Source organism: Martinezella sp. CNPSo 3957, assembly GCF_057784395.1.
Genome location: NZ_JBXSOU010000002.1, coordinates 276,735 through 302,625 on the forward strand (window position 1 = coordinate 276,735; position 25,891 = coordinate 302,625).

The window sequence follows — 25,891 nt, forward strand, 5'->3', positions numbered from 1 at the left end:
CAACGCTATTCGCCCGTGGAGCAACCCAAGCTATGGCACGTCAGTTCATTTATCATATGGCCGGTCTGAATAAGTCCTATGGCGCCAAGAAGATTCTCGAGAATATTCATCTATCATTCTACCCCGATGCCAAGATCGGTATTCTCGGCCCGAACGGTGCAGGTAAATCGACCGTGCTGCGCATCATGGCCGGCCTCGACAAGGAATATACCGGCGAAGCCTGGCTGGCCGAAGGCGCCACCATCGGCTACCTGGCGCAGGAGCCTCAGCTCGATCCCAACAAGACGGTTTTCGAAAACGTCATGGAAGGCGTTGCCAAGAAAACCGAAATCCTCAATCGCTACAACGAATTGATGATGAACTATTCCGACGAGACCGCGGAAGAGGGCGCCAAGCTCCAGGATATCATCGACAGCCAGAACCTCTGGGATCTGGAAAGCCAGGTGGAGATGGCGATGGAAGCCTTGTGCTGCCCGCCGCGCGATGCCGAAGTCACCAGCCTTTCAGGCGGTGAGCGCCGCCGTATCGCGCTGTGCCGCCTGCTTCTCTCGCAGCCGGACTTGCTGCTGCTCGACGAACCGACCAACCATCTCGACGCTGAGACCATTGCCTGGCTGGAAAAGCACCTGCGCGACTATCCGGGCGCCGTGATGATGATCACCCACGACCGCTACTTCCTCGACAATGTTACCGGCTGGATTCTCGAGCTCGACCGCGGTCGTGGCATTCCCTACGAAGGCAACTATTCCGCCTATCTGCGGGCCAAGGCCAAGCGCATGCAGCAGGAAGCCCGCGAAGAAGCTGGCCGCCAGAAGGCGATCAGCCGCGAACAGGAATGGATTGCCTCCAGCCCCAAGGCCCGCCAGGCCAAGTCCAAGGCGCGTATCAACGCTTACGAACAGCTGGTCGATGCTGCCGAAAATCAGCGTCCCGGTGATGCGCAGATCATCATTCCGGTCAGCGAGCGTCTCGGCCAGGTGGTGATCGAGATGGAGGGCATCACCAAGGGCTTCGAAGGCCGCACGCTGATCAACGATCTGTCGATCAAGCTGCCGCCCGGCGGCATCGTTGGCATCATTGGCCCGAACGGCGCCGGCAAGACGACACTGTTCAAGATGATCACCGGGCAGGAAAAGCCGGATGCCGGCACGGTCCGCATCGGCGAGACGGTGCATCTCAGCTATGTCGACCAGAGCCGCGATGCGCTTGACGGCAATAAGACGGTGTGGGAGGAAATCTCCGGCGGCGCCGAAGTCATCAAGCTCGGCAAGTTCGACATGAACTCGCGCGCTTATTGCGGCGCCTTTAACTTCAAGGGCGGCGACCAGCAGCAGAAGGTTGGCAATCTCTCTGGCGGTCAGCGCAACCGCGTTCACCTGGCCAAGATGTTGAAGGCTGGCGGCAACGTGCTTCTGCTCGACGAACCAACCAACGACCTCGATACGGAAACGCTGGCGGCGCTGGAAAGCGCGCTCGAAAACTTCGCCGGCTGCGCCATCATCATTAGCCACGACCGCATGTTCCTCGACCGCCTGGCCACGCACATCCTGGCCTTTGAAGGCGAAGGCCATGTCGAATGGTTCGAAGGCAATTTCGAAGATTACGAGCAGGACAAGATCCGCCGTCTCGGCCCCGATGCTCTCAATCCGGGCAGCCAGGCGCATAAGCGCCTGACACGCTGAGCTCTCGGTTTGGCTCTTTTGAAAACCCCGGCTTGTCCGGGGTTTTCGTTTATGTAGCAATCGCCCTCGATATTCTGTTTTCGCCGGAAACTAACGGATTTCCGACGTCGAACTCCGGTGGGTAGCCGATTGGCTCTTGCCAAGAAAACCCAAATCACATAAAGATATCTTTATATCTTGATTGGGTGTGGAATGACAGATCTGGTTAAACTCGGCTTGGATGACGTAGTAGACGTGTTGAAGGCGGTCGGAGAGCCGACGAGGCTACGTCTTCTCGCGCTTCTCGCTGCCGGCGATCTTACGGTGACCGATCTTACCGAAATTCTTGGCCAGTCGCAGCCGCGCATTTCCCGGCATTTGAAGCTGCTCGGTGAAGCCGGACTGATTGATCGTTATCAGGAAGGCGCCTGGGCTTACTTCCGGCTGAAGCAGGAGGGCAAGGCCGTGACGCTAGCTCGCAGCCTGCTGCGTCATACCGCCGAAAAGGATACGGTGCTGCTGCGTGACGGGGAACGCCTCGCCTCCGTAAAGCGCATTCGCGCCGAGCGCGCCCAGGCCTATTTCAGCCGCAATGCCGCCGAGTGGGATGAGTTGCGTCGTCTCCATGTCGCCGACGAGGATGTCGACAAGGCGCTGATCGATCTTATCGGTCCGCAGCCGATCGACTCCTTTCTCGATCTCGGCACGGGTACCGGCCGGATGCTGCAGCTTCTGGCCGGGCATTATCGCCGCGCCGTCGGTATCGATGCCAGCCGTGATATGCTGGCCGTCGCCCGCGCCAATCTGGACCGTGCCAATATCACCGCCGCCTCGGTGCGGCATGGCGATATTTTCAACCTGCCGCTCGAGCAGCAGGATTTCGATCTCATCACCATCCACCAAGTGCTGCATTTCCTTGATCAGCCGGAGGTTGCCATCAATGAGGCCGCACGAATGCTGCGGCCCGGCGGCCGGCTTGTCATCATCGACCTCGCGCCGCACGGGCTCGAATATCTGCGTGACGAGCATGCGCATCTTCGCCTCGGCTTCTCGCATCAGGCCATGTCGGATTGGCTGAAACTGGCGGGGCTGGATGTGGAGCGCGTGCAGGATCTTCATTCGGGGAGGGAAGGCGGACAGGCGCTGACCGTCACCATCTGGCTGGCGCGTGACCCGCGGTTGCTGATTGCGTCTGGCCAGGGCCACCAGTCATCCCCCATTCTTGCCGGGAGAGTTTGACATGTCTTCGAGATCAGAAAGCCATAACGCGGGTATCCGCATCTCCTTCGAGTTTTTTCCGCCCAAGTCGGAAGAGGCCGAGCAGCAGTTGTGGAACACTGTCGAGGAACTCAGCGATTGGGACCCTGAATTCGTTTCAGTAACCTATGGAGCGGGCGGCTCGACCAAGGCGCCGACGCTTTCCGCCGTGCGGAAGATGATCCACGAGACGCCGTTTACGACCGCATCGCATCTAACCTGCGTCGGCGCCACGCGCGAAGATACGCATCGTGTGATCGACGAGTTCCTGGCTACGGGTGTTCGCCGTTTCGTCGCGTTGCGCGGCGATCCGCCGGGTGGTGTCGGCTCGGCCTATCAACCGCATCCGGGCGGTTATGCCAATGCCGCGGAACTGGTTGGCGCTTTGCGGGAGCGCGGCGATTTCGACATTTCCGTTTCCGCCTATCCCGAAAAGCATCCGGAAAGCCGCGATACGGCAGCCGATATCGACATGCTGAAGCGCAAGGCAGAGAACGGTGCTGATCGAGCCTTGACCCAGTTCTTCTTCGATAATGATGCTTTCGAGCGCTACCATGATCGCGTTCGCGCAGCGGGCATCGAGATTCCCGTCGTCCCGGGGATCATGCCAATCCAGAACCTGACGCAGCTGAAGCGCTTTGCCGGTGCATGCGGCGCCAGTATCCCTTCCTGGCTTGATGAGCGTTTCGACGGTCTGGACGATAATATCGAGGAACGCGCCAAGGTCGCAGCCGACGTGGCCGCCGAACAGATACAGGATCTCGTGCGCCGTGGCATTCACGAGTTTCACATCTATACGATGAACCGTTCGCCGCTTGTGTCCGCCGTGCTTGAGCGGCTCGGCCTCCAGCGCAAGGTGGCTTCCCAGGCCGGCGCTGCTGCCTAAACCGTTTTGCAAAGCGTAACGATAAAAAGCGCATGTCCGGTAGGGCATGCGCTTTTCTAATAAGGCAGGGGTTTTGTTAACTTCTCGGAGTTTGATCGTGTGCGAACTTCCCTGAAGCCGTCAGATGAAGAGCATCGTCACGACGAAAGCGAAGGCCGCACCGACCACTAGGACGTTGATGGATCGTGTTAATCCCATGTCTTCCTCCTCAGTCAGCTGTTAAATGTTATGTCGAAAATATGTTGCTTGGAAAGAACATTCGATGCTGCGACGCGGTACTGAGTTTGCGGCTTGATTCATGAACTGACAGCAGTGACTTGATATTGCTTTATAAATATAGATTTCCGACTCGATGACGGGCTGTGAATAAATATTAATATGTTGTGACTGTAGGCCACGCGAATGGAGTGGGAGATCATGTTTCCCACGTTCTGACGCCGCGTTTCATCCATGCGAAAAGCCGCCCATCGAGGACGAGCAGACCTGCGGCAATGAGCAGCATGCCGACGATTTCGGTCGGCCCCATTCGCTCTCCGAGAAAGAGGAAGCCGAGCAATAACGCACTCGGCGGCACGAGCAGAGTGACGAGGGAGGTGTTGGTGGCGCCTGCAAGCTCGATGATACGAAAATAGAGGATGTAGGCAAAAGCGGTCGACAGCAGCGCCAGGCCAAGAATGGCGGCAATTGCCGTCACCGGCGGGGCGGCAAGCGCCCAAGGCTGGTCGATCACAAGCGCAACCGGCAGCATGATGAGCGAGGAGCCTGTCAATTGGCCCGCTGCCACAACCGGCGGCGCGATGCCTTTGAAGCGCTTGGCATAAATCGCCGCGAATCCATAGGAGATTGCCGCCAAGATCGGCAATGAGAGTGCCCAGAAGGGTACCGAGCCGTCGCTGGTAACGCTCGGTCCGAGCAACACGATCGTTCCGAGGAGGCCGGTGAGGCAGCCGATCAGCTTGGCCGATGTCAGGCGCTCATCCGTTGTCAGCTGATTGCCGATCAACACGGTCCACATCGGCGTCGTCGCGTTCAGGATCGATGCGAGCCCGGCACCCATCTGCGTCTGGCCGCAGAAGATCAATGTATGCGGTATCGCATTGTTGATTAAGCCCAGCAGCAGAAATTGCGGCCAATGGTGGCGCAGGGACTGATAGATATTGAGGCGACCGGCTAGATAGAGATGCAATGCCACGGCCGCCAGCGACAGACGCAGAAAGACGAGCGTGAAGGGCGGTACGTAGTGAACGGCGATACGAGCGAAAAAGAACGAACCGCCCCAGATCAACCCGAGCAACAGCAGCAGGCCCCATGTCGAGGCGCTCATTCGATGTTCGCCATTCATGGCATCTCTCCTCTTTCGATGCATCTAAACCGGAAGAGTGCAGGCTCTCCACCCGTTTCTTGCTGTCTGGCTCACGGTGCGAGTGGAGCAGATACAAAAAAGGCGGCCAGGAGCCGCCTTTTCGATCGATGCATGGGGAGAAATCAGAGTGCGTTGAGCAATGCCGTCGTCGCCCAGCCGTCAGCCGGCATGCCCAGGCGGAACTGTTCCTTCTGGATGGCGACACGCGTGCCGGAGCCGAGGATGCCGTCGATCTTGCCGACATCATAGCCGCGGGCCACTAGCTTGGTCTGAAGCGCCTTCATGTCGACATCGTTCAAGCCCGGCTCGGGATTGCCCTTGCTATAGGGCGGTGCGCCGGCGAAACGCGTGGCGAAATAGGCGGCCGATGTCGTGTAGATGAACGATTGGTTCCATCCGAGATAGGTATTGTAGTTCGGATAGGTCAGGAAGGCGGGCCCCTTGCGACCCTGCGGCAGGATGAGAGCGGCGGGCAGGGAGCCGAAGCTCGTGTTGCCGTCGCGCGGCGTGACGCCGAGCTTGAACCAATCGCCTGCAGTCAGCGTGCCGCCGATACCGGATTTTTCCCAGGGAAGATTGTCCGGAACCGTTACCTCCTGCAGCCAAGGCTGGCCGCGCTGGAAGCCGAGATGCTGGAGGAATCTGGCGGTCGTCAGGATCACGTCCGGAGCGCTGGTCTTCAGATTGACATGACCGTCCCCATCGCCATCGGTGCCATAAGCGATGATATCGGGTGGCAGCATCTGCGTCTGGCCGATTTCGCCGGCCCATGCGCCCGTCGTCGTTGCGGGGTCGACATCGCCGCGCTGGACGAGCTCGATCAGCGCGATCAGGCGTGGACGGAAGAAGTCCGGCCGGCGGCAATCGTGCGAGAGGGTGACCAGTGCGTTGCGCGTGTTGAAATTGCCCTGAACCGCGCCGAAGTCGGTTTCCATTGCCCAGAAGGCGGTGATGACGCCGGGAGGCACGCCATAATCCTGTTCGGCCTTGGCGAAGACGTTGGCATATTGCTTCATCTTCTGGCGGCCGAGGTCGAGGCGGCCCTGGCTGACGGTGCGCTGGGAGAATTCGAGGAAGGTCTGGCGGAAGACGCCTTGACTGCGGTCCATGGCAAGAACCTTCTGGTCGATCTGGGCGCCAGCGAGCGTCTTGTCGGCAGCGGCAGCGTCTGCGCCATCGGCAATCGCCTCGGCCTTTACGCCAGCGAGGAAGGCAGCGAGATCGCCGCCGCAGGCTACCTTCGGAGTGGCATCGCTGCTCGCGGGCGGCACTGCAGCCGGTGCCGCGCTTTGAGCCAACGCCGTACCGGTCATGGCTGAAGCGAAGAGCAACGCAAGAGCGCCGCGTCGAATGGTGTCACGATCCATGAGCGATCCTTTCCAATGATAGAATAGGGTCGCTTTCACAGAAGATTGTGACATAAGCAAGAGAGAATTGGCTGCAGTCTCAAGAATTTCCTTGCTTCTCTACTGCCGCTACCCAGTTGTGCCAATTTTGTTCGGAACCGGCAAAAACATTGATATCCGCCGGACCCTTGATGCCGGGGATGACGCCCGTCGAGGTATATTGCCAGAAGGCCCAGCTGCGGTCTGCGTAGGTCTCTTTCGGATGCTTGGCGACGGATCGGACCCAGAAATGATAGTCCTGGAAATAGCCGACTAGATTTTCACGATGGAAGTCAACTGAAGTATAGATGATCGGGCGCTTGCCGTAATAGGCCTGCAGGCGATCCATAAAGCGCTTGATCTCGCTGCGTACCGTTTCAGGAGCCGGTCTGGTCTTGCAGGTGGGGGAGCCCGGGTTCCATTCGACGTCGACGACGGGCGGAAGCGCCATGGCATCCTTCGGCACGTTGCGGATGAACCAATCGGCCTGCTCATCGGCTGTCGAGCAGAAATAGAAGAAATGATAGGGCGCATGCAGAAGTCCGGCAGCGCTCGCTTCATTCCAATACTCGGTGAAGCGAGGGTCGATCCGGTCCTTGCCCTCTGTCGCCTTGATGAAGACGAAGGCGACGCCCGAGCCCTTGACGGCTTTCCAATCGATATCGCCCTGCCATTTGGAAATATCGATGCCATGGATGGGATGGCGCTGCGGATGATCGCGGCCGAAGTCCTGGGGCTTCGTATCGGCGAATCTGGTCTTGGGAAGGGCCGCCGTCGATAAGGCATCATAGCCCGTCGTGCAGCCCGTCAAGGCAAGAGCGAGCGGCAGTAGGCATGCCAGAAGCCGGCGCATAGATATCCTGTTATGGCCCGAGTGATCTTGCTGCCCCAAGATTTGGCTTCCGTAATGTGGTCCTCGAGAATCCGAAAGAGCGGCAGACCATACCGTTGCCAGCTGGTCTTGCCACTTTATTCACCATATCAACGTAAAAAATGCGTTATCTTCAAGCAAAATCTTATGCTTGGCGCCTTCCGAGGCCGGATTTTGCGCTGGAATCTGTCGCCGCTCAGGCGCCGCGCCGGGTCGCTACGGCCCGCCAGGCGTAGCCACGACCGATCTTTTCGGTTTTCATCGACATGCCCCTCACTGCAGCCTTCTCTTCGAGCACGGTCAAAAGATCGGCGCGGGGAGTGACGTGGAATTTCTTCAGCCAGCCTTTGAGCATGGCACGGAACCAGCCCGGCAATCCTTCCTGCTGGCCGAAATCGACGATGTGAAGCTCGCCGCCCGGTGCGACTGCGTCGAGCGATGCGTCGACGGCATTTTTCCAGTCCGGGATCATCGACAGCGCGTAGGAGATCATGACGCGGTCGAAGCCCTCGGTGCCGAAATCGTCGGGCGAGAAAGCGGTGGCATCGGCGACGCGAAAATCCGGCATCTGTTTCAGGCCGCGGAAATTATTGCGCGCGGAGATCAGCATTTCCTGCGAGATGTCGAGGCCGTAGAGGCAGGCGGAGGGGAAGCGCCGATAGGCGAGCAGCATATTGCGGCCGGTGCCGCAGCCCACTTCCAGAAGCGAGCCGCCGACGGGGACATTCAGCTGTTCGATCGTGCGATCGCGGCCGAATAGGTAATATTTGCGGGTCAGGTCATAGATGTGACGCTGATAACGGTACATGCCGTCCATCAGCTTGGCGTGATTGTTCTCGCTGGTTTCTATGCCTGTATCCGCCTGGCTCACGCTTTTTTCCCGTAGATGTGGAAGCCGCCATAGATGGCCGAGCGATCACGAACATTGAGTTCCTGCGAACGCTCTTCGAAATAGACCCACTGATCGCGGATCGCTGGAGAAAGGCGGCCTTCGATGATGCTCTTTTCGGCGGCCGTGCGGAAGATGACGCGGGCGCCTTCGCGCGCCGTGCGGGTGATCTCCGCCCAGAGGCCATTGAGCTGCTCGTCGGTCATCCAGTCCTGCGCATCGAGGAGGATATAGCGATCGCGAGAAGCTGCCGGCTTCGAAGCGAGAAGCTCGGTGAAATTGGCGTGATGGACGCTCACACGATCGGCATTGGCGCGGATCGCCGCATAGTGTTCCGGCTTGAGATAGGTGGGCAGAGGCCCCTGGTGCTGGGCAGCGTAGCGCCGGGAGAATGCCTGCCAGGCAAAGTAATTGTCGCGCATCGGGAAATGACAGGCGAGCTTTTCGAGCCGGTGTTTCAGCACGGCGGAAATGGAATCGTCGCCTGCCAGGCTCGCAAGCTCGTCATATTGCTGCGGCGGGATGCCGAGGCCAAAGAGCGAGCTCTTGCGGCCGAGCAGCCAGCGAACCGCCGGTTTGTCGAAGATCGGAGCGATTTCTTCCTCAAAGAACTGACGCTGCTCGCGCATGGTACGGGCTTCAGTCATCTTTTGGAGGCGAACGCCGTGCAAGCGTGCCAGTATATGGGCAGCGCCGATAAACCGGCCGAGAAGGCCGGTCTTGTAGATATTGCGGTTGAAGACCGTGATGCGGCGGCGGCCATAGAGATCGCGACCATCCCAGTAGTCAGCCGTGGCCGTGTCGAGGCGCGGCGCGATGAACTGGTCGTAAGCCTGGCTATTGCCCGCAGAATTCGCCGTTCCGAAGAAACGCACCAGGTCCGCATGGCCGGGAAGCAGGCGGAAGGCAGCTAGCTTCAGCTTGTTCAGTGCGATGTGGTGGCGATTGAGATCGACAACATCGATGGATGCAGGATTTTGCGAGAGGTAGGCGAGCATGTTGCAGCCGCCCGAACCGATGGTGACGATGCGATGATGCGCTTCCAGCTCCATCGCCTCCATATCGATATCCGGATCTTCCCAAATCTGCGGATAGACAAGACCGGAAAACAACATGCCGAACAAGCGCTCGGAAAGGCCTGCCTTAGACAGTGCCTTGTGCTGAAGCAGAGCGTCCTTGAGTTTCCGATTCTTTTGGAGACCGGCATCCGGGGCGAATTCCGTCATCTGAGTCTTGTCACCGATTTGTGAAGTTCAGGGCGTGTAACCCGGCAATGCTACAGTCTGATGACGCGGGCTGTTGGCAGATCCAGCTGCAAGGCATCCTTGCACATATTTAAGGAGCCCTGATCATCATAGATCTTTCATCTTGCTGCGTTTCCTGATTGTCTCCGCCTACCTTTCTGGAGAGTATGTGACATGCGTTTGATATCGAGAGTGATCGGGGCTCTTATTGTTCTGCTGCTGATCATTGTCGCCGGCGGAGCCGTTTGGCTCTCTCTTTATCCGCCGGAATTGCTGAAGGTCGGCGATGGCTACGCGGCAAAGATCGTCTGCTCCAATACGTTCGTGGCCAAGCGGGATCCGGACAAGGTGATGGAGGAGGATGTCCAGGCTCCCGGCAATCCGGCATTGAAGCTCATTCGCGTCTATGTCGATCGGGACGAGGGCGTGGTGACGGCCCGTTTCCTGGGATTGTTCGCGCCGAACCGTGCGCTTTATCGCGGTGCGCTTGGCTGTGCGCTGGTGCCGGACGGCGATCTGCAAACGGCTCGCAGCGCCGTCTTCCTCAACAAGGTGAAGGCGCCGAAGAACGATGCGGTTTGGCCGGATGGAGATACGGTAGACCTCGGTCAGGGTGACGTGGGGAGGAGGCTTGCCGATGTCGTATCGAATCCGGATCTTGCCGGGCCAGCCATGCGCGCGATCGTCGTGGTCAAGGATGGCCGTATTGTCGCCGAGACCTATGGCGATGGCTTCAGCAAGGCAACGCCGCTGATCGGCTGGTCGATGACCAAGACGGTGAATGCCGCGATTATCGGCCGTCTCATGCTGGCCGGGCGCATGTCCTTCGACGATCAGAATCTTCTGCCGCAATGGAGCGCCGACTCGCGTAAGGACATCAAGCTCAGCGATCTTCTCGCCATGGAAAGCGGGCTTGCGTTTAACGAATCCTATGGCACCGTATCGGATGTAACGCGCATGCTCTATCTCGACGCGGATGTGACGAGCCTAGCAGCCAATGCGCGTCAGCTGGCAGCGCCGGGCGAGCGTTTCAGCTATTCCAGTGGCACGGCCGCGCTGCTTTCTCGCCTGTGGATGAACCGGCTGCCCAATCTGAGCGCTGCCATCTCCTATCCGCGCGAAGCGCTCTTCGGACCACTCGGAATGTATAGCGCTGTTTTCGAGGCCGACGAGCGCGGCACCTTCGTCGGCAGTTCCTATCTCTACGCCAATGCCCGGGATTGGGCGCGCTTCGGCATGTTTCTGCTACAGGACGGGGTCTGGAATGGGCACCGTTTGCTGCCGGAGGGGTTCGTCGGCGCCATGCGCACGCCGACGAAGGCTTCCGAGGGCGTTTACTCGCAGGTTCAGGCCTGGCTTGCGGGCCCTGGCGGCTCGAACGCCCAATTCGGTCTGCCCGCGGATGCATTTTGGATGACCGGTCATGACGGCCAAACGGTCGCAATCGTCCCGTCCGCCAATCTCGTCGTCGTGCGGATGGGGCTGACGCCGACCTGGGCGGATTATCGGCCGCAAATCCTGCTGAAGCGGATCATGGATGTGATAAAGCCGGCCACGAATTAGGCCGGCTTGTCAGAATTATCTAGATAAAATTAGTAATTGCCGTTGGCGACGTCAGTAAGGCCCTTGCGCTTGGCGTCGTAGTAATAGCCGCGGGCATAAAGCTGCACGGCATTCACTTCCTTGTTTTGAGCCTTGCTGTCGGCCGTCATCCATGCGCCGCGCAGATATTTGGCGGCATATTTGATGTTGGTTTCCGCGTCGAGAAGCCCGGATGCCGGGCCTTCGTAGCCCATGGACTTCGCCGTATTATACTTGATCTGCATCAGGCCGAAATATCCGGCGCGATTATAGGCTTTCGGATTGTAACGGCTTTCGCGGTGAACGACGCGATGGATCAGGGATTCCGGAATTTCGTAAAGCTTGGCGTATTTCTGGATGAGCTTCGAAACATAGCTCTTTTGCTCAGCCGGAACGTCGGAATCGTAATTCGCAGTGTTGGTGGTGGTCATGACGGCTGGCACGACCGTCGGACCGCTACTGTCGAAATTGAAGTCATAATGCATGCGATTGTCGGCGTAGCGCGGAACGCCCATTTGCGGGGGCGTGGCGAACGCGACTTCAGCCTGCGGTGTCGAACCTGGACGCGGCGTCGGCACGGCAACCTGAATGGCCGCAACATCCGATGTCATCGGAATGGTGGGCTGGCTCTGAGCCACGGAGGAGGAAACCGGCGTGAGCGCGGCATCACCAGGGCGCGCCGGATTAGGCATCGGGATGGCGACTACGGAAGGCATCAGCGGCACGTCGGAAGCGGCATAGGCTGCTGCGGCTGAGGTGCTACCAGCTGGAGCGCCCGTTGCGGCAGCGATTGCGGCGGTTCCCTGATTGGCAGCGCTCGCAACAGGCGTGCCGAAACGTCCCGCGTCCATCTGCTGCTGGCTTGCAGCAGCAACGTTTGTCGAACCCGGAACAACACGGCCGGACTTTGCCATTGCTGTTTGTTGCGGCTGCCGCGGACCGATGAAATTCGGCGATATCGCGGCCACTGCCACGCCGCCTACTGCAGGCGCGGCCGTGCCAGTTGCGGTCAGGGTCGTATTCGGATGCGGCACGTTGGTGTGTGCCGACGGGAGTTCTGCCTGAGACGTCTGCTGCTGAGTGCTTGCACACCCGGCGAGAGCGCCGCACATCATTGCCGACAAGGCAACGCTGCGCTTCAGGCTGGGAAATCCGATCGTTACCATTCTGTCACTTTCGAAAAAACCAAACCTAATTTCGATGCAATTCGGCCACAGGACCGCCAAATTCGGTCACGCGATCGATAAAATTATGAATCCCCATTAACCTATCCGTGATCACCCCGCAACCCTGCACGGCCTCAGGCGGCCATCCGACGGTATCCGGCGGTCACTGCACCGGCGGCAATCAACAGAGTTCCCCCCGTTCTGTTAACGACGCGTTGCACGCTTGCCTTGCGGATGAAGCCGCGTGCCATATCGGCGACGAAGACGTAAATAAGCGAGTTCAGTGCCGCTAACGTGAGGAAAGTTGCCTCTAGAATAAGCGTTTGCTGAAGAAATGGCTTCGACATGTCGAGAAATTGCGGAACGAACGCAATGAAAAAGACGATGCTCTTCGGGTTGAGAGCTGTTACAATGTATGAGTGTAAGAGAATTTTTAACGGTTTTTCCTCTGGGAGATTGTCGTTATCGCCCATCGGTCCCGTCACAATGGGGGCTCTCCAGAGCTTGATTCCGAGGAAAACGAGATAGGCTGCGCCGATCAGCTTCAGAATCGTGAATAGTGTCGCTGATGTGGCAAGGAGGGCGCCGAGACCGGCGAGCGAAGCGGTCATTGCCGTGAAATCGCCAAGCGTGACGCCAGTCACCGTTGCCAGCGCCGTCTTGCGGCCGTGGCCCAATGCATAGGATATGACGAGGAGAATGGTCGGGCCTGGTATGGCCAGCATGATGCAGGAAGCGGCAGCGAAAGCGAGCCAGGTTTCGATGGACATGGAATCCTCCCTAATTCCTATTTCGCTGCCAGCAAAGACATTGGATTGGCGATCCGTCAACCCGCCTGATGGACAATCGGGCCGCCTGATTGTCCATCAGTCCGTTGATCACAGATCTATCAGGCCTGTGTGTATTTCTGGCCGATATGGTCCATGACCTCAGCGAACCAGGGTGTGGAGATATCGAAGGCCTTGCCGCCCTTGATGCGCGGGAATTCGATAACGCGCAGCCGGCCGCCTTGACCTTCATCATGTCCCGTAACGCCGGACACCTTATTGAGGGCGCTTTCCACGGCGAGATCGACCATGCCTTGGATCAGGCGAAGGTCCTCGGCGTTTGCCGGCGCGGAGCGTGCGAAATAGCCTGACTTCTGCACCATCGAGCGTTCGGCGCCGATGATGGCTGCGAATTGCTTCTGGAACCAGCCGCCGACATTGATGGTGTCGATCTTCACGTGACCGAATGCATCGCGCTTGACGGTTTCGCCGGCCGCTTCGCGCTCGGCGACGATCGCGTCGAGGCCCGCGCCTTCCGAAACGAACAACGTCACCTGGCCGGTCTTTTCCATGTTAGTGCGCAGGCGTTCGCCTTCAGCCTCGATGTCGAAGACCATTTCCGGCAGATAGAGGCCGTCGATGCGCTTCAAATCGGCATTCATCATGAAGCCTTCGACATATTCGTTGGCGCTGGTCTTCTGAATGTAGGCGCGCGCGGTTGCAGCGGTCAGCCAGCCACAGTGGCGGCCCATCACTTCATGGATCACGAGCGTCTTTGGCGCCGCGGTCTGTTCGTTGCTAACATTGTCGAAGAAGTCAGCACCGACTTCGGCAGCCGTCCAGGCGCCGAGAGACTGGCGGATCGGCACGACGTCGTTGTCAACCGTTTTCGGCAGGCCGACAACGGTCAGATCGTAGCCATTGGCGCCAAGATAGGCGGCGAGATCGGCGGCCGTCGTATTGGTGTCGTCGCCGCCGATCGTGTGAAGAATGGTTACCCCGTCGGACGCCAGCCGCTCGGCTGCGACGCGCAGTGGGTTTTCGCCTTCCTTGACCAGGCCGCGCTTGACGCAATCGGCGATGTTGGTGAGCTTGACGCGGCTGTTGCCGATAGGCGAGCCGCCATAGCGATGCAGCAGGTAGGCCTTTTCGCGCATGGCCGGCGTCACTTCGATGCTGTCTCCCAGCAGAACTCCTTGGTAGCCGGAACGATAAGCGATTATGTCGAGGTCAGGTGCCACATCGCTATAGCGCTGAATCAGCCCGCCAACGGCAGACGAAAGGCAGGGCGCCAGTCCGCCTGCAGTGAGCATTGCGACTTTCTGTTTGGCCATGGAGATCCTCCTTGCAGTCTTGCTGCGTCATTTCAGTGGTTGCGGTGGGAATGGATGCGACAGGCGGACATGGGTGTAAAGTAAAGAATTTAAGAAATCCGCGGTTTGTTTCGCCCTCGAAGGCCGAGCAGGGCGATTGGCCGGTTGCTCGCAATGCAGCATCATTACCAAATTGTGAAAAGTGTTTTCGCCCTTGCGACGAATGGACTGCTTGCAATGGCAACTATTATTTGATCAAGGTGTTCTACAGTTTAAGTGGATATCGAGACCGGCATGTCGTTCTGGGAAAAATTGCTGAATGCTATCGGTAGCACTGCCGGCAATGCCCTGTCGGCGGTCGTCGAGGCCATTCGCACCGTCTTTGAAGGCGATCCGGAAACGCGCCGCAAGGTGGCGTTTTCCGTTGCTATAATCGCTCTGTCCGCCAAGATGGCGAAGGCAGACGGCGTGGTCACGGAAAATGAGGTCAACGCATTCCGCGAGATCTTCGAATTTCCGCCCGATCAAGCGAAAAATGTCGCTCGTCTCTATAATCTGGCGCGCCAGGATGTGGCCGGTTACGAAGCCTATGCGGAACGGCTGTCCTCCCTTTGCGAAACCTGCACGGAGAATTGCCCGGTGCTGGAAGACGTGCTCGATGGTCTCTTCCATATCGCCAAGGCTGATGGCCTTATTCATGAGAAGGAAATGGCCTTCCTTCAGCATGTCGCCGAAATCTTCCATATGAGTGAGGGGCGGTTCGAGCAGATCATGGCGCGCCATGTCAATGTTGGCGGCCGCGATCCCTACAAAGTGCTCGGCGTCTCCCGTCAGGACGATTTTCCGACGATTCGCCGCCGCTACCATGGCCTTGTCTATGAGAACCATCCGGATCGCCTCATGTCGCGCGGGGTGCCGGAAGAGTTCCATGCCATCGCCAACGAGCGCATGGCGGCTCTGAATGCGGCTTACGCCGAGATCGAGAAAGAACGCCGCGCAGCATGAGTGCATTCAAGGCCGATTTCGCTCGCGCCCATGTGCAGCCTTCGCCGAACCATGGCGAGAGGCGGGATGGGCGTCGGCCTGATATCATCCTCTTGCACTATACCGGCATGGGCACGGCTGAGGGCGCTTTCGATTGGCTCTGTCGTCCGGAGAGCCAGGTTTCCAGTCATTATTTCGTCTTCGAGGATGGGCGCGTCATGCAGCTTGTCCCGGAAGAGCGCCGTGCCTGGCACGCGGGCAAGAGCTCCTGGCGTGGCGAAACCGACATCAATTCATCGTCGATCGGCATCGAAATCGCCAATGCCGGCCATCCCGGCGGACTGCCGGAATTTCCTGATGCGCAGATCGAAGCGGTGATCGAACTGTGTCGCGATTGCGGCCAACGCTGGGCAATCGCGCCTGAACGGGTGCTTGGACACTCCGATGTTGCCCCTGTGCGCAAGGTCGATCCGGGTGAGAAATTCCCCTGGGCGCGGCTCGCTGCAGCGGGCGTGGGGCACTGGGTTGAGCCGGCTTCGATCACTGGCGGACGGTTCTTCCAGAAGGGTGATGTGGGGCAGCCGATCGAAGCCTTGCAGTCGATGCTGTCGCTGTATGGCTATAACACTGAAATAAATGGCGAATTCTCGGAAAAACTGAAGGGCGACGTCGAAGCCTTCCAGCGCCATTTCCGGCAGGAGCGCGTGGATGGCATCGCCGACTTTTCGACGATCGATACGCTTCATCGCCTGTTAACCGCGCTGCCGCGCTATTCCTGAATTCGTTCCATTATGTCATCGGTGTTTATAGCCGGCTATAGATGCAAAAACGCGTAACACCCTGCTACGCCACAGCTTTTCCCTATTATTTCCGCATTGCATTGGTCTAACGGCGCTCGCTGAACGGCGGTCGCGCCGTCTGGGTTTGTGTGTCGCGCGGCCGTAGACGACTAATGGGGACTGTGCACTCCGGTGGCTCTTTTTGCCTCCAGCCGGACGTGATGGCTTTGGCTATCCGCGGTCCCGCCCCTGGAGACAAAAGACTACATGAAAAATTTGATTGTTGCGGCTGTGGCATGCATGGGCGTGCTGCTGGTGGGATACGATTGCGCCTCTGCGGGCGAACGGCATGCGAAGCAGAAAACTGTTCCTCTCAAGATCGTCAGCCGCACTACCGGCTTCCCGGTTCCCAATGTTCCCGTCGAATTGCGCGATGCAGAAACCTCCTTCGCACGGCAAAATCGCTACTCCGTATTGATTGCCAAATATGCCAAGCAGAACGGCGTCGCGGTCGAACTCGCTACCGCCGTCATCCGGATCGAAAGCAATTTCAATCCGAAAACTCGTGGAAGCGCAGGCGAAATCGGCCTTATGCAGATCAAGCCGGCGACCGCCAAGCTGATGGGCTATACGGGCCGCGCCCAGGGGCTCTACGATCCTGAAACGAACATCAAGTTCGGCATGAAATATCTCGCCATGGCGCAGGATCTTGGCGGCGGACCGACCTGCAACACCATCCTCAAATACAATGCCGGCCATGGCGCCACGCGCATGAACCCGATCTCGAAGCGCTATTGCGGAAAGGTGCTTGCACTTCTGGACTGACAGCCAAGCCAGGATTCGGATAGGGCGGAATCGCTTTCCGTGCTATCGAAACCGCGGCTATCGGTGAGGGTTACAGTATGGCAGCGGATTTCAGGTTCATCGTCGTCGGTCGGGGCATGATGGGGGCAGCGGCTGCCCGTCACCTGGCCAGACAAACCGACGGCATCGCCGTCATCGGGCCGGATGAACCTGAAGATCGCGCCAATCACCAGGGTGTTTTCGGCAGTCATTATGACGAGGGCCGTATTACCCGCACGATCGATCCGGATACGGATTGGGCTCGTCTCGCAAACCGTTCGATCGGCCGTTATGCGGATATCGAACGGGATAGCGGCATTCAATTCTACGCCCCGGTCGGCTGCCTTGTTGTCGGGCCGAAGCGGGGTGGTGAAATAGCTTATGTCGGTGATGTCGTAGAAGCGGCCGGGCGGCTCGGCGTGCAAACCGATATCCTCGATGACACCGAACTCAAGATGAAGTTTCCTTTCTTCTCCTTCGAATCGGGAAGCGAAGGAGTCTTCGAACCGCATGGGGCGGGTCACATCAGCCCCCGCCGGCTCGTGAAGGCGCAATCGCTACTGGCGGAGAAGGCAGGCGCTCGCATTATCAAGCAGACGGCTGTGTCGATCCGCGACGAGAGCGGCCTAGCTGTCGTGACGACCGCCGAGGGCGAGACATTCAGTGCGGAAAAAATACTGCTGGCCGCCGGCGGTTTCTCCATTGCCGAGAATCTCTTGCCGCGACCTGTTGAGATGAAGGTTTATGGACGCACGGTCACCTTCTTCGAAGTGAGCGAGACGGAAGCCGAAGCCCTTTCCGGCATGCCATCGCTGATATCGAAGGCAGTCGATGATGTGGACAGCATCTATATGTTGCCGCCGATCCGTTATCCGGACGGCAAATATTACATGAAGATCGGCGGCGATCCCGATGATCTGCAGTTCACGACCGAGCCGGAGCTGCGTGCCTGGTTCCGCATGGCCGGTCGCGACAAGGCGCGCGAGCATCTGGTGCGCATATTCCACGGGCTCGTTCCAGGCGTCAGACGGCCACCGGCTTTCACCAATTCCTGCGCCGTTTCCTATTCGCCATCGGGTTACCCGATGATCGGCTACACCTCTTCGCCACGCGTGGCGGTTCTGACGGGCGGCTGTGGCATGGCCGCCAAGAGCTCCGATGAAATAGGCCGGCTCGGGGCGGAACTGCTGCTTACAGGTCGAATCAAGGATGAAGGCTACGGCACGGATTTCTCAGCGTATTTCCGCAATTGACATCCGCTCTTCACAAACCAGCATATTTCGGTGGCAATTGCCGGCGGTCTCGGTTAATGAGCCTGTGCCAGTTGGCTGGGCAGCCGCGCTTCATCAATGCTGAAAGGCGATGGGGTGAGGAAAGTCCGGGCTCCACGGAAACACGGTGCCGGATAACGTCCGGCGGGGGCAACCTCAGGGAAAGTGCCACAGAAAGCAAACCGCCCGATTTTCGGATCGGGTAAGGGTGAAAGGGTGGGGTAAGAGCCCACCGCGTCTCTGGCAACAGCGACGGCACGGAAAACCCCACCGGGAGCAAAACCGAATAGGGATGACACGGAGCGCGCAAGCGCTCCAGCCTGTTTCCGGGCCGGTCATCCGGGTGGGTTGCATGAGGCGTCGCGCAAGCGCCGTCCCAGATGAATGGCTGCCACGTTCCGGCCTTGGCCGGAGCCATACAGAACCCGGCTTATAGGCCAACTGGCAAATCATCGCGTCACTTCGAGCGGCGCGTCCAACGCTTCCGCCAAATAATTTTCGAAGCTGCCGAATGCCTTGAATTTCAGGGCTTCCGGGCCCGACGGGCGAAGGTTTTAACCTGTGAAAACAATCCGTTTCGGGACGTATCCTGAAGCCGATCCTAACCTTTCGTTAAACTTAACGTCTTATGAATATTCAGGCTGCGGCCACGTGTGACGTGGCTTCATCCCATTGACGCCCATATGGTCCCATGGTATCCCAAAAGAACACTGCGCAAGGGCAAATCAGAGCCCAATCATCGCAAGGCCATAATCGCTCCCGTTCTGGGAGTGTCGAAGGGGTGTCGGCTCTTTCGGCTTGCGAAGCTGTGTCCGATTTTGGCTGTGCCTGTAAGCGAGTAGCGGCTTCCGGGTCATGGGGGACGGGTGTTTCGCGTCATGAACCGCTTCCTGTCAAATGCGACCAATCGGATCGATTCCAAAGGGCGGGTTTCCGTGCCGGCGGCGTTTCGTTCCGTGTTGGCCGAGCGCAATATCCAGGAATTGTATTGCTTCCAGGATTTTGTGTTTCCGGCAATCAGTATCGGTGGTCTCGATCTGCTCGATCGCTTCGAGCGGCAGATTGCGGCGGACGATCCGTTTTCACCGGCGGCGAACCAGATGTCGCTCCTCATTCATGGGGGCGGGGTCTTCATGAAGCTCGATGCGGAAGGGCGGCTGATGGTCACGGATTTCATTCGCGACTTCACCGGAATCGCAAGCGAAGTGACCTTTGTCGGTCGGGCGGATCATTTTCAATTGTGGCGACCGGAGGCCTTCCTGGCCTTGCAGTCGCAGGCACGAGAGGAGCGCAGGCTGGCGGGCAGGCGCTTGGAATAGAGCGGGGAAACGGAATGGCGGCGAATTCAGGCGGAGGTTCTTCTGATGCCGGTGGCGGACCGGTTCGTCACATTCCGGTTCTTCTTTCCGAGGTGTTGGAGGCGCTGGCTCCGGCGCCCGGCAAGATCATCCTCGATGGAACGTTCGGGGCTGGCGGCTATACGTCCGCCATTCTTAAGGCCGGTGCCGATGTAATCGCGCTTGATCGCGATCCGACGGCAATTGCGGCGGGGCAGGCGCTCGTTTCCGCCCATGCCGGACATCTCGAGCTCATTCAATCGCAGTTTTCTCAGCTGGCCGAGCATGCTCCCGAAGGTGGCCTTGATGGCGTCGTGCTCGATATTGGCGTCTCCTCCATGCAGATCGACGAGGCGGAGCGCGGCTTTTCCTTCAACAAAAACGGTCCGCTCGACATGCGCATGTCGGCGAGCGGCGTATCAGCTGCCGATGTCGTCAACCGTGCAAAGCTTGCCGATCTCATTCGCATTTTTGTGTTTCTAGGCGAGGAAAAGCAGGCGCCGCGCATCGCGCATGCGATCGAGAAGCGGCGCGCTGAGGCGCCTTTCGTGACCACCCGCGATCTGGCCGGTCTGATCGAGGTCGTGACGCCGCGAAAGGCGAAGGACAAGATCCATCCTGCGACGCGGGTTTTTCAGGCTCTGCGCATTTTCGTCAACGACGAGCTCGGCGAGCTGGCTCAGGCATTGTTCGCAGCCGAGCGCGCCCTCAAACCGGGCGGTCGCCTTGTCGTCGTAACCTTCCATTCGCTGGAAGATCGGATCGTCAAGAAGTTCTTCGCCGATCGTTCGGGCCGTGCTGTCGGGTCACGTCATATGCCTATCGTGACCGAGCGGCCTGCCACCTTCGAGCCGGTCGGCAAGTCGATGATTTCTGCGAGCGATGCCGAGGCGGAAGCCAATCCGCGTGCTCGTTCGGCCAAATTGCGTGCGGGGGTTCGCACCTTGGCTCCGGCGGAGGCGGCGGATCTTTCGATCTTCGATCTGCCCAGTCTCGCCAGTCTTGGAAAGCTTGGGGGCTAAAATGCTGAAGACTTTTGACATCGTGCTGATCGGCGTCATGACGGCCATGGCCAGTGTGACCTATACGATCAAGCATCATGCCGAGCTGAAGCTGGAAGAGGTTCGCCGCCTCGAATCCGAAATCAAGCTTGAGAAGGATACGATCGATCTCCTCAAGGCGGACTGGGCGCTGGTTTCTCAGCCGAACCGGCTGGAACGCCTGGTCAATAATTACAATAGCGAACTTCAGCTGCAGCCGACGCTCTCGACGGCGATCGTTCAGCCGAGCGAACTGCCGATGTTGCGCTCGCAGCTTCCGCCGCCAACGGTAACGGCGTCCAACGATCCGAAAAGCGGCAAGGCAGGCGGTGCCAAGGGCGGCACGTCGGTGGCCTCGAGCAATGGCGATACGACGGATGCGCAGATCAGGAAGGCCATCGCCGATGTTGCTGCCGCTCCGGCGCCGCGACCGAAACCGCCCGCTCTTGCCAAGCGCAAGAAGTCTGATGTCGACAACATGGCAACGGGATCGGTGAGGGATTAATGTCTTTTCTTTCGCGCATCATGGTCCTGAAGAGCAGGGCCCATTTCTCCACTGACGGCAACAATCGCCCCAGCGATGGATTTTCTCGCTCGACATTCGAGGGTGCGCGCAAGCGCAAGTCCAGCCAGGCAAAAAGCCGTGTCGTATTACTGGTGGGGAGCTTCATCGCGATCTACTGTGTGATCGGCGGTCGTCTTGCGCAATTCGCCATGACAAAGCCCGATATCACGTCAAGCATTCTGCCGCCGGATCGGCTGATGGCCTCGCGCCCCGATATCGTCGATCGTAATGGCGCCTTGCTGGCAACCGACATCCGCACGGTCTCGCTGTTTGCCGAACCGAACAAGATCATCGACGCGGATGAAGCTGTCGAGGAATTGCGCAAGGTCCTGCCGGATCTCGATACCAAATCCACCTACAAGAAGCTTTCGGCGAAGTCCTCGCACTTTGCCTGGCTGCGTCGGCAGCTGACGCCGAAGCAGCAGAACCAGATTTTGGCACTGGGCATTCCCGGCATCGGATTCCGTCCCGAGAAACGCCGCTTCTATCCGGGCGGGACGACCGCCCCCCATATTCTCGGCTACGTGAATATCGACAATCGCGGCGTTGCCGGAATGGAGAAATATATCGACGACCAGGGGCTCGCCGACCTCGCTGCTGCGGGCATGACCAACGATCAGCCGCTGCAGCCGGTGAAGCTTTCGATCGATCTGCGCGTGCAGGGCATCGTTCGTGATGCAGTGGTCAATGCTGTCAAGAATTTCCAGGCCAAGGGCGCGGGTGCCGCAGTTCTCGATGTCCACACTGGCGAGGTTCTCGGCATGGCCTCGGCTCCGGATTTCGATCCGAACTATCCGAACGAGGGCGCCACGGAAGGCTGGCTTAATCGCATGACGAACGGCACGTTCGAAATGGGATCGACCTTCAAGACCTTCACCATGGCGATGGCGCTGGATGATGGCAAGGTGACGTTGCGTAACGCCTTCGATGCCACCAACCCCATCCGTATTGGTGGCTTTACCATCAAGGATTTCCACGGCCAGCGGCGCGTTTTGACCGTTCCTGAAATCTTCCAGTACTCCTCGAACATCGGCACGGCCAAGATCGCCGATATCGTCGGCATCGAAGGCCATAAGGAGTTTCTCACCCGTATCGGCCTACTCACGAAGATGCAGACCGAATTGCCCGAGGTGAAAATGCCGTCGCAACCACGCGTCTGGAAGAAGATCAACTCCATCACAATCTCCTTCGGTCACGGTGTCTCGACGACACCGCTGCAGACAGCTGTCGCGGGAGCCGCACTCGTCAATGGCGGCAAGCTGATCGAGCCGACCTTCCTGCCGCGCACGCGCGACCAGGCCGACGCCATCGCCAAGATGGTCGTCAAGAAGAGCACCAGCGACGACGTGCGCTTCCTGCTTGAGTTCAACGGCACCAGGGGCTCGGGTCGCAACGCCCGCGTTCCCGGCTATAATGTCGGCAGCAAGACCGGCACGGCCGATAAGGTGGTCAACGGCCGGTATTCCAATACGCTGAACTTCAATACATTCATGGCGGTGTTTCCGATCGACAATCCGCAATACATCGTCATGACCTTCATCGACGAGCCGAAGAGCGGCGAGCGCGGCGGCGGAACGATTTCGGCCTTCACGGCCTTGCCGATCGCCCGTGATATCGTCGCCCGCTCGGCGCCGATTCTCGGGGTACAGCCCAATTTTGGAAAAGATGACTCGGCCTTGCTGGCGTCTTATTAAGCGTGAAAGAATACACACGTCGATTCGCGAGGGGCGGACTGATCGAGAAGGCGAAAAGTACATTCGATGAACTTGCGGGATATTGCCGGAAATGAGTTTCCGGAACTCAACACACACATTGGCGGAGCGCTTGGCGATCTTGAGATAAGCGGGATCTCCGCCGATAGCCGTAAGGTGGCGCCAGGCATGGCTTTTGTTGCCGTCGCCGGCACGAAGGCGGATGGAGCAAGTTTCATTGCCGATGCAGTTTCACGCGGTGCCTCAGTTATAGTTGCTGGTCATGCGGCCGATGCCGGTAATCTGCCATTGCTGCAGGTTGGTGAGCCGCGCCGGTTCCTCGCTGTCGCCGCGTCCCGCTTCTACGGACGCCAGCCCGAAACGATGGTGGCGGTGACGGGAACTGCAGGCAAGACCTCCGTTGCTTCTTTCACGCGCCAGATCTGGGCCTACGCCGGCCATCCGGTCGCCATGATCGGCACGACGGGCGTCGTTTCTCCGTTCCGCAATGAATATGGCGCGTTGACGACGCCCGATCCGGTGTCGCTGCACAAGCTTCTTGCCGAATTGGCGGACGAGGGCGTCACGCACGCGGCTATGGAGGCTTCCAGCCATGGCCTTGATCAGTTTCGGCTTGATGGCGTGAAGCTCGCCGCCGCCGGTTTCACCAATCTCGGCCGCGATCACATGGATTATCATCCGACGGTCGAGGACTACATGGCCGCCAAGATGCGGCTGTTCCGCGACCTGCTGCCGAAGGGTTCGCCTGCCGTTATCTTTGCCGATGATGCCTGGTCCGCGCAGGCGATTGCCGCTGCACAGGAGGCTGGGCATGATGTCCGCACTGTCGGGCGCAAGGGCGATTTTCTCGCGTTGAAGCGCGTCGAACACTTTCGCCACAAGCAGATCGCCGAGGTGCATGTCGGCGACGACATCTTTGAAGTTCATATCCCGCTTGCAGGCGATTTCCAGATTGCCAATGCGCTGGTCGCCGCCGGTCTCGCGATCTCGACCGGTGTTGCCGCGCCGGTTGCCATGGCCGCGCTGGAGAAGCTAGTCGGCGCGTCGGGCCGTCTGGAACTCGTTGGTCACACGCATGACGGCGCGCTTGCCTATGTCGACTATGCCCATAAGCCGGATGCACTTGAAAACGTTTTGAATTCGGTGCGCCCGTTCACGACCGGACGCGTCATCGTCGTCTTTGGCTGCGGTGGCGACCGCGATCGCGGCAAGCGTCCGATCATGGGCGAGATCGCCTGCCGTCTAGCCGATGTCGTCGTTGTCACCGACGACAATCCGCGCTCGGAGGATCCGGCAACGATCCGCGCGGAAATCATGGCGGCTGCCGCATGTGCGACCGAGATCGGTGATCGCGCCGAAGCGATCCGCAAGGCTGTAGGCCTGCTGAAATCCGGCGACACGCTGATCGTCGCCGGCAAGGGGCATGAGGAAGGTCAGACGATCGGCAGCGTCACGCTGCCGTTCTCCGACCATGCCGAGTTGCGCAAAGCATTGGAGGATTTGAAGTCTTGAGCTGGTTATGGACAACTGAGGATCTGATCGCTGCAATCTCTGGCCGCTCTTTCGGAGTGTTGCCCGAGGGCATTACGGGCATTTCCATAGACAGTCGTTCCATCAAGCCGGGCGAAGCCTTTTTCGCCATCAAGGGCGATCGCGTCGATGGTCATGACTATGCCAATATCGCTATGGCGAACGGCGCAGCCTTCATCGTCATCAGCGAGGCACGTTTGCCTGCCATGGGCAGTCTGACAGTACCGAAGGTTGTCGTGGATGACGTCTTGGCGGCGCTTGCGCGGCTCGGCGTTGCCGCCCGCAAGCGCACGCAGGCGAAGATCATCGCCGTCACGGGTTCGGTCGGCAAGACGACGACCAAGGAGATGCTGCGGCGCGCGCTGACCCCGTCAGGCAAGGTGCATGCCTCCGTTGCTTCCTTCAATAATCATTGGGGCGTCCCGCTGACTCTGGCGCGTATGCCCGAGAACACCGATTTCGGCGTTTTCGAGATCGGTATGAATCATCCCGAAGAGATCAGGCCGCTGGTCAAAATGGTGCAGCCGCATGTGGCGATCATCACCACGATCGCGCCGGCTCATCTCGGCAACTTCAATAGTATCAGTGAGATCGCCGCCGCCAAGGCGGAAATTTTCGACGGCGTCGTGCCTGGCGGCCATGCCATTCTCAATCACGACAACGATCAGTTCGAGATGCTGGAGAAGGCTGCCATGGCAGCCGGTATCGAGCATATCCATAGCTTCGGCCAGCATGCGAAGGCCGATGTCCGCCTCGCCGAGTTCAATGCTTCTGAAGAGAATTCAACGCTTTGGCTGACGATTGGCGGCGAGACCATGGAGGTGGCGCTTGGCGCGCCTGGGCGCCATATCGCGGAAAATGCGCTCGCCGTACTTGGCGCCGTCATGCTCGTGGAGGCCGATCTCGACCAGGCGGTCGATGCGCTGGCCGACTTGCAGCCGGAAAAGGGCAGGGGCCAACGTCATAAGCGCGCGATCGGCAACGGCTATTTCACGCTGATCGACGAAAGCTATAACGCCAATCCCGCTTCCATGCGCGCGGCCATCGCGCTGCTGGCGACGACCTCTCCGCATGCGGGAGCCGGCGGCCGGCCGGGCAGGCGGGTCGCCATGCTCGGCGACATGTTGGAAATGGGGGATTATGCCCAGCGCGTTCATGCCAACCTTGCGGGGCCGCTGCTTGCGGCCGGCATCGAGCATGTCTGGCTGGCAGGTCCGGAGATGGCGGCTTTGAGGGATGAGCTGCCGGAAAGTGTTCATGTCGAATATCACGAGACGACTGAGGAGCTCTCGGAATTCGCGCTCAATTCTGTCGCTCCCGGCGATGTCTTGATGGTGAAATCGTCGCTGGGAATGGGGTTCGGAAAGATCATCGCGGGCTTGCTTGACAAATTTCCCGCATTTTCCGACACGGGCCCCCATACCCATCAGGGGCTTTAGAAAGGGCT

22 protein-coding genes and 1 other RNA gene are annotated in these 25,891 nt (G+C 59.0%); 15 read left to right on the plus strand and 8 right to left on the minus strand.

The window, feature by feature from the left end; translation table 11 throughout:
• The first annotated feature begins 32 nt into the window (after positions 1 to 32).
• From ettA to metF, 3 genes are all read left to right on the plus strand, one after another.
• Positions 33 to 1,682 (plus strand): energy-dependent translational throttle protein EttA, encoded by a 1,650-nt coding sequence (gene ettA, locus AC13QE_RS06545; RefSeq protein WP_132717015.1) that lies wholly within the window; start codon positions 33 to 35, stop codon positions 1,680 to 1,682.
• Positions 1,683 to 1,874: 192 nt separating this feature from the next.
• Positions 1,875 to 2,900 (plus strand): ArsR/SmtB family transcription factor, encoded by a 1,026-nt coding sequence (locus AC13QE_RS06550; RefSeq protein WP_488483078.1) that lies wholly within the window; start codon positions 1,875 to 1,877, stop codon positions 2,898 to 2,900.
• A gap of 1 nt (position 2,901) precedes the next feature.
• Positions 2,902 to 3,804, plus strand: a complete 903-nt coding sequence (gene metF / locus AC13QE_RS06555; protein ID WP_488483079.1) for a methylenetetrahydrofolate reductase [NAD(P)H] — start codon at positions 2,902 to 2,904, stop codon at positions 3,802 to 3,804.
• 415 nt (positions 3,805 to 4,219) lie between these two features.
• Here the strand turns inward: metF and AC13QE_RS06560 are convergent, their stop codons facing one another.
• The 5 genes from AC13QE_RS06560 to AC13QE_RS06580 form a co-directional block, all read right to left on the minus strand.
• Positions 4,220 to 5,146: a DMT family transporter gene (locus AC13QE_RS06560; protein ID WP_488483080.1), complete on the minus strand. Its 927-nt coding sequence runs from the start codon at positions 5,144 to 5,146 to the stop codon at positions 4,220 to 4,222.
• Between the two features lie 143 nt (positions 5,147 to 5,289).
• Positions 5,290 to 6,534, minus strand: a complete 1,245-nt coding sequence (locus tag AC13QE_RS06565) for a lytic murein transglycosylase (RefSeq protein ID WP_488483081.1) — start codon at positions 6,532 to 6,534, stop codon at positions 5,290 to 5,292.
• Positions 6,535 to 6,613: 79 nt separating this feature from the next.
• A complete protein-coding gene (locus AC13QE_RS06570; protein ID WP_488483082.1) occupies positions 6,614 to 7,405 on the minus strand; it encodes a glycoside hydrolase family 25 protein in 792 nt (263 codons plus the stop codon).
• A 214-nt stretch (positions 7,406 to 7,619) separates the two neighbouring features.
• The gene (locus tag AC13QE_RS06575; protein WP_488483083.1) at positions 7,620 to 8,294 is read right to left on the minus strand and encodes a class I SAM-dependent methyltransferase; all 675 of its coding nucleotides are present in this window, start codon (positions 8,292 to 8,294) and stop codon (positions 7,620 to 7,622) included.
• Positions 8,291 to 9,538: a BtaA family protein gene (locus AC13QE_RS06580; RefSeq protein ID WP_488483084.1), complete on the minus strand. Its 1,248-nt coding sequence runs from the start codon at positions 9,536 to 9,538 to the stop codon at positions 8,291 to 8,293. Before AC13QE_RS06580 ends, AC13QE_RS06575 begins: the two co-directional genes overlap by 4 nt.
• A 192-nt stretch (positions 9,539 to 9,730) precedes the next feature.
• On the opposite strand from AC13QE_RS06580, the gene AC13QE_RS06585 reads away from it, so the two are divergent.
• Positions 9,731 to 11,119 carry a serine hydrolase domain-containing protein gene (locus AC13QE_RS06585; protein WP_488483085.1) on the plus strand — a complete coding sequence of 463 codons (1,389 nt, stop codon included), beginning with the start codon at positions 9,731 to 9,733 and terminating at the stop codon, positions 11,117 to 11,119.
• A 29-nt stretch (positions 11,120 to 11,148) separates the two neighbouring features.
• On the opposite strand, the gene AC13QE_RS06590 is transcribed toward AC13QE_RS06585, so the two are convergent.
• The 3 genes from AC13QE_RS06590 to AC13QE_RS06600 form a co-directional block, all read right to left on the minus strand.
• Positions 11,149 to 12,303 (minus strand): transglycosylase SLT domain-containing protein, encoded by a 1,155-nt coding sequence (locus AC13QE_RS06590; protein WP_488483086.1) that lies wholly within the window; start codon positions 12,301 to 12,303, stop codon positions 11,149 to 11,151.
• Positions 12,304 to 12,437: 134 nt separating this feature from the next.
• Complete coding sequence (locus AC13QE_RS06595) at positions 12,438 to 13,073, minus strand: LysE family translocator (RefSeq protein ID WP_488483087.1); 636 nt, start codon at positions 13,071 to 13,073, stop codon at positions 12,438 to 12,440.
• Positions 13,074 to 13,192: 119 nt separating this feature from the next.
• Complete coding sequence (locus tag AC13QE_RS06600) at positions 13,193 to 14,404, minus strand: pyrophosphate--fructose-6-phosphate 1-phosphotransferase (RefSeq protein ID WP_488483088.1); 1,212 nt, start codon at positions 14,402 to 14,404, stop codon at positions 13,193 to 13,195.
• A gap of 273 nt (positions 14,405 to 14,677) precedes the next feature.
• On the opposite strand from AC13QE_RS06600, the gene AC13QE_RS06605 reads away from it, so the two are divergent.
• The 11 genes from AC13QE_RS06605 (at position 14,678) to AC13QE_RS06655 (ending at position 25,883) form a co-directional block, all read left to right on the plus strand.
• Positions 14,678 to 15,388: a J domain-containing protein gene (locus AC13QE_RS06605; RefSeq protein WP_112334471.1), complete on the plus strand. Its 711-nt coding sequence runs from the start codon at positions 14,678 to 14,680 to the stop codon at positions 15,386 to 15,388.
• Entirely contained in the window at positions 15,385 to 16,146 is a 762-nt protein-coding gene (locus tag AC13QE_RS06610) for an N-acetylmuramoyl-L-alanine amidase (RefSeq protein ID WP_488483089.1), read from the plus strand. The genes AC13QE_RS06605 and AC13QE_RS06610 overlap by 4 nt, the downstream gene beginning before the upstream one ends.
• 267 nt (positions 16,147 to 16,413) lie before the next feature.
• Positions 16,414 to 16,971 (plus strand): lytic transglycosylase domain-containing protein, encoded by a 558-nt coding sequence (locus AC13QE_RS06615; protein WP_112419954.1) that lies wholly within the window; start codon positions 16,414 to 16,416, stop codon positions 16,969 to 16,971.
• A gap of 77 nt (positions 16,972 to 17,048) precedes the next feature.
• The gene (locus tag AC13QE_RS06620) at positions 17,049 to 18,242 is read left to right on the plus strand and encodes an NAD(P)/FAD-dependent oxidoreductase (RefSeq protein ID WP_488483090.1); all 1,194 of its coding nucleotides are present in this window, start codon (positions 17,049 to 17,051) and stop codon (positions 18,240 to 18,242) included.
• Between the two features lie 67 nt (positions 18,243 to 18,309).
• Positions 18,310 to 18,709, plus strand: an RNA gene (gene rnpB / locus AC13QE_RS06625) — RNase P RNA component class A.
• Positions 18,710 to 19,138: 429 nt separating this feature from the next.
• Positions 19,139 to 19,579 carry a division/cell wall cluster transcriptional repressor MraZ gene (gene mraZ, locus AC13QE_RS06630; RefSeq protein WP_488483091.1) on the plus strand — a complete coding sequence of 147 codons (441 nt, stop codon included), beginning with the start codon at positions 19,139 to 19,141 and terminating at the stop codon, positions 19,577 to 19,579.
• Positions 19,580 to 19,593: 14 nt separating this feature from the next.
• Complete coding sequence (rsmH, locus tag AC13QE_RS06635) at positions 19,594 to 20,619, plus strand: 16S rRNA (cytosine(1402)-N(4))-methyltransferase RsmH (RefSeq protein ID WP_488483092.1); 1,026 nt, start codon at positions 19,594 to 19,596, stop codon at positions 20,617 to 20,619.
• A 1-nt stretch (position 20,620) separates the two neighbouring features.
• Entirely contained in the window at positions 20,621 to 21,142 is a 522-nt protein-coding gene (gene ftsL / locus AC13QE_RS06640; protein ID WP_488483093.1) for a cell division protein FtsL, read from the plus strand.
• Positions 21,142 to 22,896: a peptidoglycan D,D-transpeptidase FtsI family protein gene (locus AC13QE_RS06645; RefSeq protein WP_488483094.1), complete on the plus strand. Its 1,755-nt coding sequence runs from the start codon at positions 21,142 to 21,144 to the stop codon at positions 22,894 to 22,896. The genes ftsL and AC13QE_RS06645 overlap by 1 nt, the downstream gene beginning before the upstream one ends.
• 66 nt (positions 22,897 to 22,962) lie before the next feature.
• Positions 22,963 to 24,426 (plus strand): UDP-N-acetylmuramoyl-L-alanyl-D-glutamate--2,6-diaminopimelate ligase, encoded by a 1,464-nt coding sequence (locus AC13QE_RS06650; RefSeq protein ID WP_488483095.1) that lies wholly within the window; start codon positions 22,963 to 22,965, stop codon positions 24,424 to 24,426.
• The gene (locus tag AC13QE_RS06655) at positions 24,423 to 25,883 is read left to right on the plus strand and encodes a UDP-N-acetylmuramoylalanyl-D-glutamyl-2,6-diaminopimelate--D-alanyl-D-alanine ligase (protein WP_488483096.1); all 1,461 of its coding nucleotides are present in this window, start codon (positions 24,423 to 24,425) and stop codon (positions 25,881 to 25,883) included. The genes AC13QE_RS06650 and AC13QE_RS06655 overlap by 4 nt, the downstream gene beginning before the upstream one ends.
• Positions 25,884 to 25,891 lie beyond the last annotated feature (8 nt).

Excerpts from the sequence above, each read along its gene's own strand:
- AC13QE_RS06605 (WP_112334471.1), top strand. The coding sequence starts at position 14,678 with ATGTCGTTCTGGGAAAAATTGCTGAATGCTATCGGTAGCACTGCCGGC.
- AC13QE_RS06610 (WP_488483089.1), top strand. The coding sequence starts at position 15,385 with ATGAGTGCATTCAAGGCCGATTTCGCTCGCGCCCATGTGCAGCCTTCG.
- AC13QE_RS06600 (WP_488483088.1), bottom strand. The coding sequence starts at position 14,404 with ATGGCCAAACAGAAAGTCGCAATGCTCACTGCAGGCGGACTGGCGCCC.
- AC13QE_RS06590 (WP_488483086.1), bottom strand. The coding sequence starts at position 12,303 with ATGGTAACGATCGGATTTCCCAGCCTGAAGCGCAGCGTTGCCTTGTCG.
- AC13QE_RS06645 (WP_488483094.1), top strand. The coding sequence starts at position 21,142 with ATGTCTTTTCTTTCGCGCATCATGGTCCTGAAGAGCAGGGCCCATTTC.
- AC13QE_RS06585 (WP_488483085.1), top strand. The coding sequence starts at position 9,731 with ATGCGTTTGATATCGAGAGTGATCGGGGCTCTTATTGTTCTGCTGCTG.
- AC13QE_RS06620 (WP_488483090.1), top strand. The coding sequence starts at position 17,049 with ATGGCAGCGGATTTCAGGTTCATCGTCGTCGGTCGGGGCATGATGGGG.
- mraZ (WP_488483091.1), top strand. The coding sequence starts at position 19,139 with ATGAACCGCTTCCTGTCAAATGCGACCAATCGGATCGATTCCAAAGGG.
- metF (WP_488483079.1), top strand. The coding sequence starts at position 2,902 with ATGTCTTCGAGATCAGAAAGCCATAACGCGGGTATCCGCATCTCCTTC.
- AC13QE_RS06615 (WP_112419954.1), top strand. The coding sequence starts at position 16,414 with ATGAAAAATTTGATTGTTGCGGCTGTGGCATGCATGGGCGTGCTGCTG.
- AC13QE_RS06595 (WP_488483087.1), bottom strand. The coding sequence starts at position 13,073 with ATGTCCATCGAAACCTGGCTCGCTTTCGCTGCCGCTTCCTGCATCATG.
- AC13QE_RS06560 (WP_488483080.1), bottom strand. The coding sequence starts at position 5,146 with ATGAATGGCGAACATCGAATGAGCGCCTCGACATGGGGCCTGCTGCTG.
- rsmH (WP_488483092.1), top strand. The coding sequence starts at position 19,594 with ATGGCGGCGAATTCAGGCGGAGGTTCTTCTGATGCCGGTGGCGGACCG.
- AC13QE_RS06580 (WP_488483084.1), bottom strand. The coding sequence starts at position 9,538 with ATGACGGAATTCGCCCCGGATGCCGGTCTCCAAAAGAATCGGAAACTC.
- ettA (WP_132717015.1), top strand. The coding sequence starts at position 33 with ATGGCACGTCAGTTCATTTATCATATGGCCGGTCTGAATAAGTCCTAT.
- AC13QE_RS06650 (WP_488483095.1), top strand. The coding sequence starts at position 22,963 with ATGAACTTGCGGGATATTGCCGGAAATGAGTTTCCGGAACTCAACACA.
- AC13QE_RS06565 (WP_488483081.1), bottom strand. The coding sequence starts at position 6,534 with ATGGATCGTGACACCATTCGACGCGGCGCTCTTGCGTTGCTCTTCGCT.
- ftsL (WP_488483093.1), top strand. The coding sequence starts at position 20,621 with ATGCTGAAGACTTTTGACATCGTGCTGATCGGCGTCATGACGGCCATG.
- AC13QE_RS06570 (WP_488483082.1), bottom strand. The coding sequence starts at position 7,405 with ATGCGCCGGCTTCTGGCATGCCTACTGCCGCTCGCTCTTGCCTTGACG.
- AC13QE_RS06550 (WP_488483078.1), top strand. The coding sequence starts at position 1,875 with ATGACAGATCTGGTTAAACTCGGCTTGGATGACGTAGTAGACGTGTTG.